The 15012-nt window shown below is 73.9% G+C and carries 15 protein-coding genes; 2 read left to right on the forward strand and 13 right to left on the reverse strand.

Annotated features, from left to right (window positions below):
• Positions 1 to 54: 54 nt before the first annotated feature.
• The 13 genes from CFP65_RS19885 to CFP65_RS19945 form a co-directional block, all read right to left on the reverse strand.
• Positions 55 to 1362, reverse strand: a complete 1308-nt coding sequence (locus CFP65_RS19885; RefSeq protein ID WP_104817436.1) for a sulfate adenylyltransferase subunit 1 — start codon at positions 1360 to 1362, stop codon at positions 55 to 57.
• Positions 1363 to 1364: 2 nt separating this feature from the next.
• Positions 1365 to 2321, reverse strand: a complete 957-nt coding sequence (cysD, locus tag CFP65_RS19890; protein ID WP_104817437.1) for a sulfate adenylyltransferase subunit CysD — start codon at positions 2319 to 2321, stop codon at positions 1365 to 1367.
• Positions 2318 to 2863, reverse strand: a complete 546-nt coding sequence (gene cysC / locus CFP65_RS19895; RefSeq protein WP_104817438.1) for an adenylyl-sulfate kinase — start codon at positions 2861 to 2863, stop codon at positions 2318 to 2320. The genes cysD and cysC overlap by 4 nt, the downstream gene beginning before the upstream one ends.
• Positions 2860 to 3705, reverse strand: coding sequence for a [LysW]-aminoadipate kinase (locus CFP65_RS19900; protein WP_104817439.1), 846 nt, complete (start codon positions 3703 to 3705; stop codon positions 2860 to 2862). The genes cysC and CFP65_RS19900 overlap by 4 nt, the downstream gene beginning before the upstream one ends.
• Before the next feature lie 23 nt (positions 3706 to 3728).
• Positions 3729 to 4757 carry an N-acetyl-gamma-glutamyl-phosphate reductase gene (gene argC / locus CFP65_RS19905; protein ID WP_104817440.1) on the reverse strand — a complete coding sequence of 343 codons (1029 nt, stop codon included), beginning with the start codon at positions 4755 to 4757 and terminating at the stop codon, positions 3729 to 3731.
• 42 nt (positions 4758 to 4799) lie between these two features.
• Positions 4800 to 6698: a hypothetical protein gene (locus CFP65_RS19910; RefSeq protein ID WP_104817441.1), complete on the reverse strand. Its 1899-nt coding sequence runs from the start codon at positions 6696 to 6698 to the stop codon at positions 4800 to 4802.
• A 109-nt stretch (positions 6699 to 6807) separates the two neighbouring features.
• Complete coding sequence (locus tag CFP65_RS19915) at positions 6808 to 6987, reverse strand: lysine biosynthesis protein LysW (protein ID WP_104817442.1); 180 nt, start codon at positions 6985 to 6987, stop codon at positions 6808 to 6810.
• On the reverse strand, positions 6984 to 7952 hold the full coding sequence (locus tag CFP65_RS19920) for a transketolase family protein (RefSeq protein ID WP_104817443.1): 969 nt from the start codon (positions 7950 to 7952) through the stop codon (positions 6984 to 6986). The genes CFP65_RS19915 and CFP65_RS19920 overlap by 4 nt, the downstream gene beginning before the upstream one ends.
• Positions 7949 to 8797, reverse strand: coding sequence for a transketolase (locus tag CFP65_RS19925; RefSeq protein ID WP_104817444.1), 849 nt, complete (start codon positions 8795 to 8797; stop codon positions 7949 to 7951). Before CFP65_RS19925 ends, CFP65_RS19920 begins: the two co-directional genes overlap by 4 nt.
• Positions 8794 to 10089, reverse strand: a complete 1296-nt coding sequence (locus tag CFP65_RS19930; RefSeq protein WP_104817445.1) for a DegT/DnrJ/EryC1/StrS aminotransferase family protein — start codon at positions 10087 to 10089, stop codon at positions 8794 to 8796. Before CFP65_RS19930 ends, CFP65_RS19925 begins: the two co-directional genes overlap by 4 nt.
• Before the next feature lie 43 nt (positions 10090 to 10132).
• Positions 10133 to 11176 (reverse strand): BtrH N-terminal domain-containing protein, encoded by a 1044-nt coding sequence (locus CFP65_RS19935; RefSeq protein ID WP_104817446.1) that lies wholly within the window; start codon positions 11174 to 11176, stop codon positions 10133 to 10135.
• A gap of 1 nt (position 11177) precedes the next feature.
• Positions 11178 to 11771 carry a hypothetical protein gene (locus CFP65_RS19940; RefSeq protein WP_371682540.1) on the reverse strand — a complete coding sequence of 198 codons (594 nt, stop codon included), beginning with the start codon at positions 11769 to 11771 and terminating at the stop codon, positions 11178 to 11180.
• Positions 11772 to 11871: 100 nt separating this feature from the next.
• Entirely contained in the window at positions 11872 to 12618 is a 747-nt protein-coding gene (locus CFP65_RS19945) for a sulfotransferase family protein (RefSeq protein ID WP_217368175.1), read from the reverse strand.
• A gap of 255 nt (positions 12619 to 12873) precedes the next feature.
• On the opposite strand from CFP65_RS19945, the gene CFP65_RS19950 reads away from it, so the two are divergent.
• Together CFP65_RS19950 and CFP65_RS19955 are read left to right on the forward strand one after the other, a co-directional pair.
• Positions 12874 to 13755, forward strand: coding sequence for a RimK family alpha-L-glutamate ligase (locus CFP65_RS19950; RefSeq protein ID WP_104817449.1), 882 nt, complete (start codon positions 12874 to 12876; stop codon positions 13753 to 13755).
• Complete coding sequence (locus CFP65_RS19955) at positions 13752 to 14870, forward strand: M20/M25/M40 family metallo-hydrolase (RefSeq protein WP_104817450.1); 1119 nt, start codon at positions 13752 to 13754, stop codon at positions 14868 to 14870. Before CFP65_RS19950 ends, CFP65_RS19955 begins: the two co-directional genes overlap by 4 nt.
• Positions 14871 to 15012: the final 142 nt, after the last annotated feature.

The raw sequence follows: 15012 nt of genomic DNA on the forward strand, positions 1-15012 counted from the left end.
GGGTACGCATGAGGCCCGGTCCGCCGAGTAGTGGACCGGGCCTTCGTCGTCGGGTCAGTGCTCCGCCGAGACCATGCCCGCCGTCAGGGTGGTGCCGTCGGCCTCGTCCACCAGCAGGAAGGAGCCGGTGCGGCGGTGCTCGGTGTAGTCGTCCAGCGGCAGCGGCGCCGCGGTGCGCAGCGTGACGCGGCCGATGTCGTTGGCGTGCAGGGCCTCGGGGCCCGGCTCGCGGCGCAGGGTCTGCAGGTCGAGCACCGAGTCGAGCGAGCGGACCAGGGCCTTGACGGTGGCGGTGCCGTGCCGCAGCAGCACCCGGTCGCCGGCCCGCAGCGGGCGGTCGGCGAGGTGGCAGACGGTGGCCGTGACCTCCTGGGTGACCCGGGGGGCCCGCTCGACGGCCGCGATCAGGTCGCCGCGCGCGAGGTCGATCTCCTCGGCCAGCCGGATCGTCACCGAGTCCTCGGCCAGGGCGAGTTCGACGTCCTGCTCGCCGAGCCGGTCGATCCCGGCGATGGTGGTCCGCCGGCCGGCCGGCAGCAGCACCACCTCGTCACCCGGGCGGAAGACCCCGGAGGTGACCTGGCCCGCGTAGCCGCGGTAGTCGCGGAACTCCTCGCGCTGCGGGCGCAGGACGTACTGCACCGGCATCCGGGCGGGGGAGTCGGCCGGGTCGCCGTCGAGTTCGACGGTCTCCAGGTGCTCGAGCAGGGTCGGGCCGCCGTACCAGTCGGTGTGCGCGGAGGGCTCGACCACGTTGTCCCCGCGCAGGGCGCTGATCGGGATCGCGGTCACGGCGGGCACGCCGAGCTCCCGGGCGTAGGCGGTGAACTCCTCGGCGATGGCGGCGAAGACGTGCTCCTGGTAGTCGACCAGGTCCATCTTGTTGACGGCCAGGACGACGTGCGGCACCCGCAGCAGAGCGGCCACGGCGGCGTGCCGGCGGGTCTGCTCGACCACGCCGTGCCGGGCGTCCACCAGCACCACGGTGAGTTGGGCGGTGGAGGCGCCGGTCACCATGTTGCGGGTGTACTGCACGTGGCCGGGGGTGTCGGCGAGGATGAACCGCCGTGCGGGAGTGGCGAAGTAGCGGTAGGCCACGTCGATGGTGATGCCCTGCTCGCGCTCGGCGCGCAGGCCGTCGGTGAGCAGCGCCAGGTCGGCGCCGTCCAGGCCGCGCTCGCGGGAGACCCGCTCCACGGCGTCGAGTTGGTCGGCGAAGACCTGCTTGGTGTCGTGCAGCAGCCGGCCGACCAGGGTCGACTTGCCGTCGTCCACCGAGCCGGCCGTGGCGAGCCGAAGCAGCGCGGCGGGGGCGGCGGCCTCGCCGAAGTCTGCTTCGGTGGCGTGCAGTTCGGTCGTCATGGTTAGAAGTACCCCTCGCGCTTGCGGTCCTCCATGGCAGCCTCGGACAGCTTGTCGTCGGCCCGGGTCGCGCCGCGCTCGGTGAGCGTCGAGGCGGCGATCTCCGCGATGATCTCGGTCAGCGTCGCGGCGTCGGAGTCGACGGCGCCGGTGCAGGACATGTCGCCGACGGTGCGGTAGCGCACCCGGCGGGTCTCGACCCGCTCGCCCTCGGCGGGGCCGCCCCACTCGCCGGCGGTGAGCCACATGCCGTGGCGGGAGAACACCTCGCGCTGGTGGGCGAAGTAGATCTCGGGCAGCTCGATCCCCTCGCGCTCGATGTACTGCCAGACGTCCAGCTCGGTCCAGTTGGAGAGCGGGAAGACCCGGACGTGCTCGCCGGGGCTGTGCCGCCCGTTGTAGAGCGACCAGAGCTCGGGGCGCTGGCGGCGCGGGTCCCACTGGCCGAACTCGTCGCGCAGCGAGAAGACCCGCTCCTTGGCCCGGGCCTTCTCCTCGTCGCGGCGGCCGCCGCCGAACAGCGCATCGAAGCGGTGGGTGGCGATCGCGTCCAGCAGCGGGACGGTCTGCAGCGGGTTGCGGGTGCCGTCCGGGCGCTCGCGCAGCCGGCCGTCGTCGATGAAGTCCTGCACCCTGGCCACGTCGAGCCGCACGCCGGTCGCGGCCACCACGCGGTCGCGGTAGGCCAGCACCTCGGGGAAGTTGTGGCCGGTGTCCACGTGCAGCAGGCCGAACGGCACCTTCGCGGGCCAGAACGCCTTGGCCGCCAGGTGCAGCATGACGATCGAGTCCTTGCCGCCGGAGAAGAGCAGCACCGGCCGCTCGAACTGGGCGGCGGCCTCCCGGAAGACGTGCACCGCCTCTGCCTCGAGCGCGTCCAGGTGGGTGCGGGCGGGTGCCCCGGTGCGGGCGGGTGTCCCGGTGTCGGCGGGTGTCCCGGTACGGGTCGCGGTCGTCATGCCAGGCCCCTCGTGGTCAGGAAGGCGTGCAGTGCGGCGGCGGATTCGGCCACCGACTGCCGCTGGGTCTCGATGCGCAGGTCCGGGTGCTCGGGTGCCTGGTACGGGTCGTCCACGCCGGTCAGGTGGGCGATCTCGCCGGCGGCCTGCTTGGCGTACAGGCCCTTGACGTCCCGCTCGGAGCAGACCTCGACCGGGGTGGCGACGTGGATCTCCAGGAAGTCGGTGCCGGCCTTGTCGTGCTGCTCGCGGACGGCGGCGCGGGAGGTGGCGTAGGGGGCGATCACCGGGGCGAGCACCTTGACGCCGTGCGAGGCGAGCTTCTGGGCGACGAAGCCGATCCGGGTCACGTTGGTGTGCCGGTCCTCCTCGGTGAAGCCCAGGCCCTTGGAGAGGAACTCGCGGATCTCGTCGCCGTCCAGCACCTCCACCTGGTGGCCCTCGGCGCGCAGCCGCTCGGCCAGGGCGAGGGCCAGCGTGGTCTTGCCCGCGCTGGGCAGCCCGGTCAGCCACACGGTGGCGCCGCGTTCGGTGGCGCTCATGCCGGCACCGCCGCAGCCTCGGCCAGGTGCACGGTGGTGCCGGCCCCGGCCAGGGCCGCGCTGACCGGGCGCTCGGTGCGGCCGTCGGCGATCCGTACGGTGGGGACCCCGCCGGCCAGCGCCTCGCGGGCGGCGATCAGCTTGAGCGCCATGCCGCCGGTGGCGGAGGGGTCGGGGGCGCCGGTAGCGGCGATCCGCAGGCCGGCGCGGAGGCTGGCCGGGTCGGCCGGGTCGGCCAGCACGCCGGGGGCGCCGGTGAGCAGCAGCAGCTGCTCGGCGCCGAGGGCGGCGGCCAGCGCGGCGGCGGCCCGGTCGGCGTCCACGTTGACCGGGCGGTCGTGTTCGTCGATGGCCGGCGGGGAGACCACCGGCACGAAGCCGGCCGCCAGCAGGGCCTGCGGCAGGGTGGGGTCGACGGTGGTGATCCGGCCGCTCTGGTTGTCCCGGACCAGCACGGTGCGGCCCTCGACCACGGCCCGGACGGCCGCCTTGCGGCGGGCTCGCAGCAGGCCGCCGTCCAGGCCGGTCAGGCCGACGGCGGGCACCCGGTGGCGGGCCAGCTCGGCCACCAGCCGGGGCTTGACCGCCCCGGCCAGGGCGAGCACGACCACCTCGAGGGTCTCGGGGTCGGTGTAGCGGGTGGAGACGCCGTCGGGGGCGGTCAGGGTGCGGTGCGGGACGCCGAGCCGGCCGCCCAGGCGGGCGATCTCGCCGGAGCCGCCGTGCACCAGGAGGACGGAGTGGCCCTGGTGGACCAGGCCGGCCAGGTCGGCGCAGATGCCTGCGGCGTCGACGGCGGGGTTGCCGCCGACCTTGACGACGGTCAGGGGTTGGGTGGTCACGCTCTCTCCGGTTCGGCCGGGGGCTACAGCGGGTGGAGGCCGGGGAAGGTCAGGCCGAGGTGCTCGGGCAGGCCCATCCGGACGTTGAGGCACTGCACGGCGTTGCCGGCCCCGCCCTTGACCAGGTTGTCCAGGGCGCCGATGGTGGTCAGCCGGCCCTGCTCCTCGTCCACGGCGAAGCCCACGTCGCAGAAGTTCGACCCCAGCAGGATCTTCGGGTCGGGGTAGCGGTGGATGCCGCGCTGGTGCGCGACCACCCGGACGAAGGGCTCGTCCGCGTACTGCACCCGGAAGGCCCGGCGCACCGCCTTGCTGTCCACGCCGGGGCGCAGCGTGGCGTGGCAGAGCGTCTGGGCGCCGCGCACGGCCTCGACCCCGGTGGCGGTCATCGCGGTGGGCAGGCCCAGGTGGCGGGCGATCTCGGCCTCGTGCCGGTGCCGGGTGGGGGCGAAGACCCGCATGGCGCCGCTGCGTTCGGCGTGCAGGTTGGCCGGGCCCGCGGTGGCCCCCGAGCCGCTGGAGCCGGTCCGGGCGTCGACCTGGGCACCCCGGTCAAGGTCGATCAGGTCGTGCGCCACCAGCGGGTGGAGGGCGAGCACGGCGGCGGTGGCCATGCAGCCGGGCACGCTGATCAGGTCGGCGGTGCGCAGCCGCTCCCGGTAGAGCTCCGGCAGGCCGGGCACGAAGGCCTCCAGCAGCTTGGGGGCGAGGTGGTCCTCGCCGTAGTACTGCCGGAAGACCTCGGGATCGGCCAGCCGGAAGTCGCCGGTCAGGTCGAGCACCACGCCGGCCCGGTCGCGCCACTGCTCGATCTGGGTCATCGCCACCCGGTGCGGCAGGGCCAGGAAGACGGCGTCGCTCTCCGGCACCTCCTCGGCCGAGCAGAAGGCCAGGTCGGTGACGGAGCGCAGGTTCGGGTGCACCCCGTCGATCCGCTTTCCGGGGAAGCGCGAGGAGACCGCGCCCACCAGCTCGAACTCGGGGTGCCCCAGCAGCAGCCGCAGCAGCTCCCCGCCGATGTAGCCGGCCGCGCCGACCACGCTCACTCGCACAACGTCCTCCAACCTGCAGGGGTCTGATCGTGGTTCGGTGGGTCAGCCGGCGTGGTCGGCGGCCAGGATGCCGAAGTTGCGGCGGGCGATCGACACGGCGAGGTCCTGCACGGCGTAGGCCGAGACGTAGTAGCCGTGCGGCGCGATGTCGGGGGTGAGGGTCAGCGTGAAGACGGCCTCGCCGGTGCCGTCGGCGCCGATCTTGACCTTCCGCAGGTCCGGCACGATGCTGCAGCCGGAGCGCCCGTAGCTGGCGAAGAACAGGCCGAGCCGCAGGATGCCGGGGCGGGCCTCGCGCACGGCCACCCGGACCTCGTTGGTGGTGCCCTGGCGGGCGCCGTCCTCGGCGTGGACGAGCAGCGAGGGGGAGTCGGGCAGCCGGAAGGCCACGTCGCCGCAGCGGGTGCAGACGATGCCCTCGGTGTCGAGCACGGTGGGCACCAGGGCGTTGCGCCGGTACCGCTCGGCGGGCCGGCCGCACTGGCAGCGCACGTGGGCGAGGCTGGCCAGGTCGATCCGGCTGCGCTCGCCGAAGTAGCCGAAGCAGTTGCTGAGTTCGTTCTCCGGGTCCTTGACGAACTGGGTGGCGATGGCCATGTCCAGCGACTGGAGGTCGTCCAGCAGGCCGCGGATCACCGGGGTGCGGTCCTGGTTCACCGCGAGGTCGCGGCGGGAGACCTGGCCCTCCACCTTGGTGGCGAGCTTGCCCAGGCGGGCGCGGAGCGGGTTGTTGGGGGAGAGCGCCCCGCCGGCCAGGTAGGCGGTGAGCCGGGCCGAGGTGGTGAGCAGCAGTTGCTCCGGCTCGACGGTGGGCAGTGCGGGCACGGCGCCGGAGTCCTCGGCCAGGCCGAACTGCACGTAGGCGGGGTAGGGCTCGGAGGTGCAGATGCTCGTGTTGAGCGCGGTCACGGAGGCGGTGCCGGTGAGCGCGGCCTCCGTCCAGACGAGGTTCTCCGGGCGGGTGGAGCCGTGCACGGTGATCGCGCCGACCACGTTGCGGGCGGTGCCGTCGATCGCGTTCAGCATCAGCTGGTACTTGGGGTCGTAGACCGTGGCGTCGGCGAACGGGCTGTTGTTGCAGGAGCTCAGCACCACCTCGGCGGTGCGGATCTCGCGCAGCTGGATGAGCTTGTCCACCGGCTTGTAGCAGGTGGAGGTGGCGCAGATCGGGGCGACCATCTCGAGGTTGCGGCCGACCGTCTCGTTCAGGCCGCAGATGGTGTAGTCGGCGAGGTTGAGCGAGTCGTCCTTGCCGTGGCCCTGGAGCATCAGCCGGCGCCAACGGGTGCCGAGGATCTCGGACCTGACGTCCACCGACTCCAGCTCGGCCTCGTTGCGCAGGTGGACGCCGCTGCGGGTGAAGCCGCGGTCCACGGCCGTGAAGAGGCCGAACTCCTCGACGTCATCGGCGGGTTCGAGGTACTGCTTGGCGGTGAACCAGGCCAGCGAGGCGGCGTCCCGGCCGGTCAGGAAGACCAGCTTCAGCTCGGGGCGGGTGCCGGCGGCGCGCACCAGCGGCCAGATCAGGTCCACCGTGAAGTGCTCGTAGAGGCCGGCGATCACCAGCGAGACGGGCTGCCCGCCGGCGGCCGGGGCGAGGCGCTCCAGCAGGGCGGGGGCGAGCTCGGCCTCGTCCAGCCACTCGGCCGCGCAGGGGGTGATCAGCGCGCGCAGGCCGGCCGGCAGGGTCTGCGGGGCGAGCAGCACGCCGTGGGTGCGGGGGGCGGGACGGCGGACCGCTCCGTACACCTCGGCCGCGCGCTCGGCGGAGGCGGCCAGGTCGGTGCGGCCGCCGGTCCAGACCGGGACGGCGGTGGGCGCCTCGGCGGCGAGGAAGGCGTCGACGGCGGCGGTGTACGAGCCCGCGTCGTCGAGGACCGAGAACGGCGAGGTCATCAGGGTGGCCGTCCCGGCGCCGGGACCGTGGGGCTCGGACTGCATGAGGTGGTGCTCCTTTGGGGAGGGGGTGCTGCGGGGCGTGCGGGCGGGCCGGAACGCGGCTCGCCCCCGGCGTACGGGGTACCGGGGGCGAGCCGCTGGCCGGTGGGGGCTACTCGCCCCAGTCCTCCTCGACCTCGGGGGCGAGGGCGAGCACGGTCGGGTCGAGGGCGACGATCTCCAGCTCGCTGCGGCAGCCGCCGCACTCGACGATCTCGTTGAGCCGGGCGGAGGCGCCGATGGAGACCGGCTCCTCGCACTCCGGGCAGGGCTGAGCGGTCAGCGTGGTCACGAGACGTGTTCCTTTCGGTGGGTGGTTCCGGAGCGGGCCGCGGTGTCGAGGGCGGTACGGACCGCCCTCACCACCCGCTCCGCGGTGAGGTCGTAGTGCGCGATCAGGTGTTCCTGGTTGCCCACCTGGTCGACAAAGGTGTCCGGTACGCCCAGGCGCAGCACCCGCACCGGCGCGCGCTCGGCCAGCGTCTCGGCGACGGCGCCGCCGAGGCCGCCGCCGCGCCAGTGCTCCTCCAGGGTGACCACCAGGTCGGCCGGGCCGGCCGCGGCGACCAGCGCCTCGGTGTCCAGCGGGCGCAGGGTGTGCATGTTGAGCACGGTGGCCTCGATGCCGTGCCCGGCGAGCTCCTCGGCCGCCGCGAGGCAGGCGAGCACCGGGTAGGCGCCGCAGGCGGCCAGCACCACGTCGCCGCCCTCGCGCAGGGTCTGCGCCTTGCCGATGACGGGCGGCGGGCCGGGCGGCAGCGCCGGGGTGGCCTTGCGGCCGAGCCGCACGTAGAGCGGGCCGGGCAGGTGCAGGCTCTGCTCCAGCACGGCCTCGGTGGCGGCGGCGTCGGCCGGCACCACCACGGTCATCCCGGGCAGCACCCGCATCACCGCGAGGTCCTCCAAGGCCTGGTGGGTCGGGCCGAGGTGGCCGGCGGCCAGGCCGCCGTGGGTGGCCATGATCCTGACCGGCAGCCCGTTGTAGGCGATGTCGATCTTGATCGCCTCCAGCGCCCGGGAGGTGGCGAAGGCGGCCATGGTGTTGACGAACGGCACCCGCCCGCAGGCCGCCATCCCGGCGGCCATCCCCATCAGGTTCTGCTCGGCGATGCCGAGGTTGAGGTACTGCTCGCCGGCCGCGGCCACCTGCTCCGCGCCGAACAGGCCGGTGTCGGAGTCCAGGCAGATCAGCTCGGGGTGGCGGGCCAGCAGCGGGATCAGGGCGTCCCGGTACGCCTCGCGGGTCGCGCGGCTCATGCCGTGGCCTCCGTGGCCCGCAGCGCGTTGCGCGCCCGGGAGTGGTTGCGGGGCGAGAGGGTGACGTAGTGGCTCGCGGCCCGGCCGGCCAGGAAGGGCAGGCCCTGGCCCTTGACCGTGCGGGCCAGCAGCACGCTCGGCTTGCCGGGCTCCCAGGGGCCGGCGCCGAGGTGCTCGGCGAGCAGCGCCGGGTCGTGCCCGTCCACCTCGCGCACCGACCAGCCGAAGCTGCTCCAGCGCTCGGCCAGCGGCTCCATCGGGGCGATGCCCTCGGTCGGGCCGGTCAGCTGGAGGCCGTTGCAGTCCACGATCGCGACCAGCCGGTCCAGGCCCAGACTGGCGGCGGCGATGGCCGCCTCCCAGACCGAGCCCTCCTGGAGCTCGCCGTCGCCCAGCAGCACGAAGCTGCGCGAGGTGCGGCCCGCGTACCGGTTGGCCAGCGCGAAGCCGCAGGCCAGCGGGAGGCCGTGGCCCAGCGAGCCGGTCGGCAGCTCCACCCCGGGCACCGCGCGGACGGGGTGGCCCATCAGCCGGCTGCCGGGACGGCCGAACTCGGCCAGCTCCTCGACCGGGAAGTACCCGCGCTCGGCCAGGGTGGCGTAGAGCGCGAGGGCCGCGTGGCCCTTGCTGAGCAGGAAGCGGTCACGGTCCGGGTCCGCCGGTCGGAGCGGGTCGGCGTTCATGACCGAGAAGTAGAGCGCGGTGAGCACGTCGGTGCAGGAGAGGCCGCCGCCGAGGTGGCCGCCCTCGGGCCCGGCGCACATGTCCACCACGTGCCGGCGGATCCGGGCGGCGACGGCCGCCAGGGTCTCGGGCTCGGCGCGCTCCAGCAGGGCGCCGGTCATGACGCCGCCTTGGCGAGGGTGGCGACCATGTCCCTGTTGGCCCAGACCTTCTCGAAGGCGTCGGCGTAGAGCGCGAGCAGCCAGCCGGCGTCCGGGTTGAGGTGGCGCTTCTGGATGGTCAGCGAGTCGGCGATGACCGCGCGGGTCACCGGGTACCCCTCGCCGGAGGCGGTGCCGGGCGCGCCGGTGACGGCCCACGGGTGGCCGGAGCCGAAGCCGAGCCGCTCCACGAAGACCTTCTGGTCGGGCAGCGGCATCAGCTGGTACTGCGACATCGGCACGCCCTCGGCGCGCAGCAGCCGGCGCAGCGCCCCGCGCAGCGCCTGCGGGCGCACCCCCTCCAGGCCGAAGGCGGCCGGGTCGAAGCGGAAGCGCAGGATGTGCCAGACGTGGGTGGTGTCCGGCAGCGCGGTGGGCACCACCAGGCCGGGCAACTCGGCCAGCCGGCCCAGGAATTCGGTGACGTTGCGCTGGCGGCGCTGCTCGTAGTCGTCGAAGCGGGCCAGCTGGGAGCTGGTGAACGCGGCCTGGATGGCGTTCATCTTGTGGTTCCAGCCCAGGCCGTAGGAGACGTAGTCGCGGTCGCGGCCGGCCTCGATCACCTCGCCGAACTGGCGGCCCCGGCGCATCGCCTCCGCCAGCTCGGTGCTGCCGGTGACCAGCAGGCCGCCCTCGCCGCAGGTCGGGATGTTCTTGGTGACCTGGAGGCTGAAGGAGCCGGCGTCGCCGATCCCGCCGACCGGGCGGCCGCGGTGGGTCGCGCCGGGGGCCTGGGCGGCGTCCTCGACGACCGCGAGGTGGTACTTCCTCGCGATCGCCATGATCCGGTCCATGTCGGCGGGGGCGCCGTGCAGGTGCACCGGGATGATCGCCTTGGTCCGGGGGGTGATCCGGCGCTCGACGTCGTCCGGGTCGATGTTGAAGGTGACCGGGTCGATGTCGGCGAAGACCGGGACGGCCATCTGGTGCACCGGGGCGAGCCCGGTGGCGATGAAGGTCAGCGCGGGCACGATCACCTCGTCGCCCGGGCCGATGCCGAGCGCGGCCAGCGCGAGGGAGAGCGCGGCGGTGCCGTTGGACACCGCGACGCAGTGCTCGAAGCCGAACCGCTCGGCCCAGCCCCGCTCCAGCTCGGAGACCGCGTTGACGCCGTCGGTGTCGGAGACCAGCCTCGGGCCGTCCAGCGCGTCCAGGACGGACTTGCGGTCCTCGTCCTCGATCAGCGGCCACTGCACGCCACGTCGGTCCTTCGGCACGGCCGCCGTGCCACCGAACGCTGCCAGCTTGCTCATCAGTTGTCTCTCCGGGAGGTCACGAGGGTCGGTGCGGGCGCGGTCACAGCCGGGCCGCCACGGCGCCGACGGCGTCGACCGCCCGGGTGTAGGCGGCGCGCAGCAGGGTGGTGTGGCGCGCGAGGTCGGGGGTGGCGGCGCGCGGGTCACCGAGCCCGTGCGCGCCGGTGAACCGGAGCCCGGTCCAGGCGTGCGCCACCGTCTCCACCGCGCGGCCGGCCGCGGCCAGCGCCGGGTCGCCCCACCGGTGGCCGCAGCGGCGCAGCAGCTCGCCGTGGAGCGAGGCCTGGGCCTGCATGGCCCAGCCGAACGGGTAGAGCTCGCGCAGCGCGGCGGCCTCGCCGGCCCCGGCGCGGGCCAGCAGCTCGGCGGCGAACAGGTCGAAGCCGGGCAGGCCGGTGCGGTGCGGGCCGGCCGTGGTGAACAGCTCGGCGTCGGCGCGCAGGAAGCGGCCCAGCCGCCCGGGGGTGAGCGGCTCCGGCACGGACTCCAGCCGCACGTCCAGGCAGCGCCGGCCGATCCGGGAGTCGCTGAAGAAGGCGTCCTGGACGTCGGTCGGGTTCTCCGAGCCCCAGCTGGCCAGGAACTTCTCGATCGGGACGGCCCCCCGGAAGCCGGGCGGCATCGCGTCCGAGACGTAGACCAGGCCGCGCAGCTCGTCCAGCCCGTAGACCAGCACCTGGTGGGCGGCGTGCACGTCCCCGTAGGCGGGGCGGAAGGGCAGGTGGAAGTTGTCCACGGCGGCGATCACCGGCCGGTCCTCGGCCAGCGCGGCGCGCACCTCGCGCCAGAGGTCCTGCTCGTCGGCCGGCTGCCACCAGCGCGCGCGCAGCGCGTGGTGCGGGGCCAGCGCGGCGCCCAGGTCCACCCGGCCGTCGGCGTCCGGCAGGCACGGGTAGTAGAACTCCTCGTGCCGCACCTCGCCGGGCAGGTGCAGGAACCGCCAGCCCGCGCCGAGCACCTCCAGCGGATCGGCGCCGCCGCGCAGCAGCACCGAGGCGGTGGTGGACTGCAGGCAGCTGATCAGGTCGCGGTACCAGAGCTCGGGTTCCGGGCCCTTCAGCGTGTACGAGCGCTTGGCCGTCATCTCAGAGCTCCGTCCGCTGGAGGGTGACCGCGAAGACGTGCACCGCGACGTTGCGCGGCAGCAGGAGGCCGGTCAGGTCGACCCGCCGGGTCACCGCCACCCGCTGCGACCACATCACCGCGGGCACCCCGCGCTGCACGTGCTGCGGATAGTGCATGGTCAGGCTCTCGAACGCCTTGACCTCGCCGAACCAGGCCGGGGCCGCCCAGAAGTCGGAGACCCGCAGCGGCTCGGCGTCCACCGAGCCGTCGGCGAAGGTCAACTCGACGGTGTCCTCGCAGCGCCGCTCGGAGGCGGCCAGCAGGTGGATCCAGTCGTAGCGGTCCCGGGGGACCTCCAGGTACTGGCCGGCACAGCGGACGTTGTCCGGCCCCTGGCAGACCGGCGGGAAGTCGAAGGGGACGCCGTCCACCTCGACCAGGCTCCCCCCGGCGGGCAGGTACTCCGCCGCGAAGGAATTCCGCCACACGTTGAACGCACCCGCACCGGTGTCGGTCGCCGCGGAAACGGCGGTGTTGTTCCGGTGCCCGGATATGTCGATCCGGTCGTACTGCCGGGCGGCGGTGGACGCCGATGTCCCCGTCAAGTGACCCACCTCGCTGGAAAGGCTTTTCACGGCTCGAACGTAGTCTGCTGACCGGCGCGGATCGTCCCTCTGGTGATTACCCCGCACACCCGGGACGGCCGCGCGGCGATCACCCGGCCTGCTCCGCGCCGAGCGGCTCGAGGGCGACGGCGCGCAGCTTCTCGTAGTACGGCTGGTGGTGGTCGCGGTAGCCGCGCAGCACCGGGTCGGCCTCGACCTTCGCGGCGCCGTCGGTGCGGCGGCGGGCGAAGCCGGTGGTCTCGCTGGTCGACTGGTGCCACTTGCTGGTCGACTGCCACTCCGAGCGCATGCCGGACTGCCAGTTCAGCGCCTCGGGGCGGTAGTCGATGCCGACGGCCGCGCAGTAGGCGCGCACCGTCTCGGCCGGCCGGTCGAGCAGGTCGTCCGAGTCCACCACCACCGGGGTGCGGCCGGTGGCCTCCTGCACGGCGGTGAAGATCTCGTACAGCCGGGCGAAGCCGATCTCCTCAAGCCCCAACTCCGGGTTGAGCTCGTGGTGCGAGGCGATCGCCTCGGCCGGGTCCCGGATGATGAAGGTGTGGGTGGCGCCGGTCAGGAAGGCTCGGTCTGCGAGCAGCTCGGGGTAGTGGAAGTCCGTGGTGTCCTTGAAGAACACCGGCTGCTCCGCGGCCATCGCGCGCAGCCGGGCCAGCACCTCCAGCTCGCTGTGCACCGGGGTGCCGCCCACCTCGACCTCGCCGAAGTCGACCACCCGGGAGAGCGGCTCGTGCACCACGGCGTGGTCGCCGCGCTCGGTCATCATCCGGGCGAAGGCGGTCGAGCGGCAGCGCGGCGCGCTCCACAGTGCGATCACCGGAATCCGCAGGTCTCCCACGACGTGGCCCCTCTCGCTCTCGCGGCGGTGAATCCGGCCGCGGCTCAGTCGAATACCGGCTCAGAATGGCACGGCGCCGACCGGGGCCGGGTAATCAGAATTCGCAATCGCGGACAGCCCGGTAAACGCGGTGCGCGCCGCGGATTGCGCTTGGCGCGGACGCGGGGGCGGGCCGTGCGGGCCTAGTTTTCCTTTTCACGCGGCAGGCCCGATCTGTCGCCCGACCCGTCAGCGGTCCCCTTATCCGGAGGTCACGTGTCAGCGACGCCCGAGCGCCCAGACGCCAGCAGGATCGCCGTGCTCGCCAGCCGGGTCGGCGCGGACGAGAAGCGGCTGTTCGACGCCTTCGACCGGCGCGGCGTCCCCTTCGAGCACCTCGACCCGCGCCGGCTCTGGTTCCCGGCCGGGCAGCGCGAGCTGCCCTGGGGCCTCGCGCTGAACCGGGAGATCGGCCAGACCCGGGCGGCCTACGCGGCCCGCTGCCTGGCCGCCGCCGGGGTCGAGGTGCTCAACAGCGTGACCGCGACCGAGGTCTGCGGCGACAAGTGGCTCACCACCCAGGCCCTGGAGGCCGCCCGGGTGCCGACCCCGCGCACCGCGCTGGGCCTCACCCCGGAGGCCGCGCTGGCCGCGCTGGACGAATCCATCGGCTACCCGGCGCTGATCAAGCCGCTGGTCGGCTCCTGGGGCCGGCTGGTCGTCCAACTCCCCGACCGGGCGGCGGCCGAGGCCGTGCTGGAGTACGCCGGCGCGCTCACCGGCCCGCAGTCGCACCTGGGTTACGTGCAGGAGCTGATCGACAAACCCGACCGGGACATCCGGGTGATCGTGGTCGGCGGGCAGGTGGTCGGCGCGATCTACCGCACTGGCGAGGGCCTGCGCACCAACGTGGCCCTCGGCGGCAGGGCGCTGCCCTGCGAGGTGACCCCGGAGATCGAGAAGCTCTCCCTCGAGGCCGCCGCCGCCGTCGGCGCGGACATCGCCGGGGTCGACCTGATCGAGGCCGGCGACGGCCGGCTGCTGGTGCTGGAGGTCAACCACCGGGTGGAGTTCTCCGGCTTCCAGGCCGCCCTCGGCGACCGGGTCAGCGTCGCCGACCACATCCTCGACCACCTCCTGGAACGGGCAGCGCGATGAACTGGGCCTTCACCAGCTCCGGCAAGGTCACCGAGACCTACGCCGCCGGGCTGCTCCGCCGCATGCTGGAGATCCCCTCCTGTTCGTACCACGAGCGGGAGTTGGCCGACTTCCTGGCCGAGGAGATGACCGGCCTGGGCTACCGGACGCACATCGACGAGGCCGGCAACGTGATCGGGGTGATCGAGCACGGCCCCGGCCCCACGGTCATGCTGCTCGGGCACCTGGACACCGTCGCGGGCCACGTCCCGGTCCGCTCCGAGGACGGCCGGCTGTACGGCCGCGGCGCGGTGGACGCCAAGGGCCCGCTGGCCGCGATGGTCTGCGCCGCGGCCGGCGCCGTCGACTTCCCCGGCACCCTGGTGGTGATCGGCGTTGTCGAGGAGGAGACTCCGCGCTCGCGCGGCGCGATGGCCGTCCGGGCCCGCCAGCAGCGGCCGGACGCGCTGGTGATCGGCGAGCCGAGCGGCTGGTCGAGCGTGGTGCTCGGCTACAAGGGCAAGCTCGACCTGCGCTACACCGTCAAGTGCGCGGCCACCCACCCGAGCAACCCGGTGCCCAAGGCCTCCGAACTGGCCGTGGCCTGCTGGAACGCACTGGTCGAGCTGCTCGGCCCCGACGCGAGCCACGCCGTCTTCGACCGGCCCGGCGCCACGCTCTGCCAGCTCAACGCCGACCTGACCACGGCCACCGTGGACCTGAGCGTGCGCACCCCGCCCGGTTTCGACGACGAGGGGCTGGTCCGCGCGCTGCGCGAGCGGCTGCCCGAGGGCGAGCTCAAGGTGCTCAACTCGGTGGCCGCCTGCCGGGTGGGCCGGGCCGACCCGGCCGTCCGCGCCCTGGTCACCGGCATCCGCCGGCTGCACGCCCAGCCCCGGCTGGTGCTCAAGACGGCCACCTCGGACATGAACACCCTGGCCGAGGAGTGGGACATCCCGATGGCCACCTACGGCCCCGGCGACAGCAGCCTCGACCACGCCGACGACGAGCACATCCTGCTGGCCGACTACCTGCGCGGCATCGACGTGCTCACCATCGCCCTCTCCGAGCTGGCCCACCTCCCGGCCCGCGACCGGGCGGCCGCCGCCCCGCAGCCGCTGAGGAGCGTCAAGTGACGGATCTGTGCGGTTGGTTGGCGGGGCAGTGGGCTGTCGAGCGTGGGGTGGGTAGCGCCGTGCGGTCGTTGAGGAGTGTCAAGTGACCGATCTGTGCGGGTGGTTCGCGGGGCAGTTGGCTGTCGTGCGCGGGGTGGGTAGC

It is taken from the genome of Kitasatospora sp. MMS16-BH015 (assembly GCF_002943525.1).
GTDB lineage: Bacteria > Actinomycetota > Actinomycetes > Streptomycetales > Streptomycetaceae > Kitasatospora.

Excerpts from the sequence above, each read along its gene's own strand:
- CFP65_RS19885 (WP_104817436.1), bottom strand. The coding sequence starts at position 1,362 with ATGACGACCGAACTGCACGCCACCGAAGCAGACTTCGGCGAGGCCGCC.
- cysD (WP_104817437.1), bottom strand. The coding sequence starts at position 2,321 with ATGACGACCGCGACCCGTACCGGGACACCCGCCGACACCGGGACACCC.
- cysC (WP_104817438.1), bottom strand. The coding sequence starts at position 2,863 with ATGAGCGCCACCGAACGCGGCGCCACCGTGTGGCTGACCGGGCTGCCC.
- CFP65_RS19910 (WP_104817441.1), bottom strand. The coding sequence starts at position 6,698 with ATGCAGTCCGAGCCCCACGGTCCCGGCGCCGGGACGGCCACCCTGATG.
- CFP65_RS19920 (WP_104817443.1), bottom strand. The coding sequence starts at position 7,952 with ATGAGCCGCGCGACCCGCGAGGCGTACCGGGACGCCCTGATCCCGCTG.
- CFP65_RS19925 (WP_104817444.1), bottom strand. The coding sequence starts at position 8,797 with ATGACCGGCGCCCTGCTGGAGCGCGCCGAGCCCGAGACCCTGGCGGCC.
- CFP65_RS19930 (WP_104817445.1), bottom strand. The coding sequence starts at position 10,089 with ATGAGCAAGCTGGCAGCGTTCGGTGGCACGGCGGCCGTGCCGAAGGAC.
- CFP65_RS19935 (WP_104817446.1), bottom strand. The coding sequence starts at position 11,176 with ATGACGGCCAAGCGCTCGTACACGCTGAAGGGCCCGGAACCCGAGCTC.
- CFP65_RS19955 (WP_104817450.1), top strand. The coding sequence starts at position 13,752 with ATGAACTGGGCCTTCACCAGCTCCGGCAAGGTCACCGAGACCTACGCC.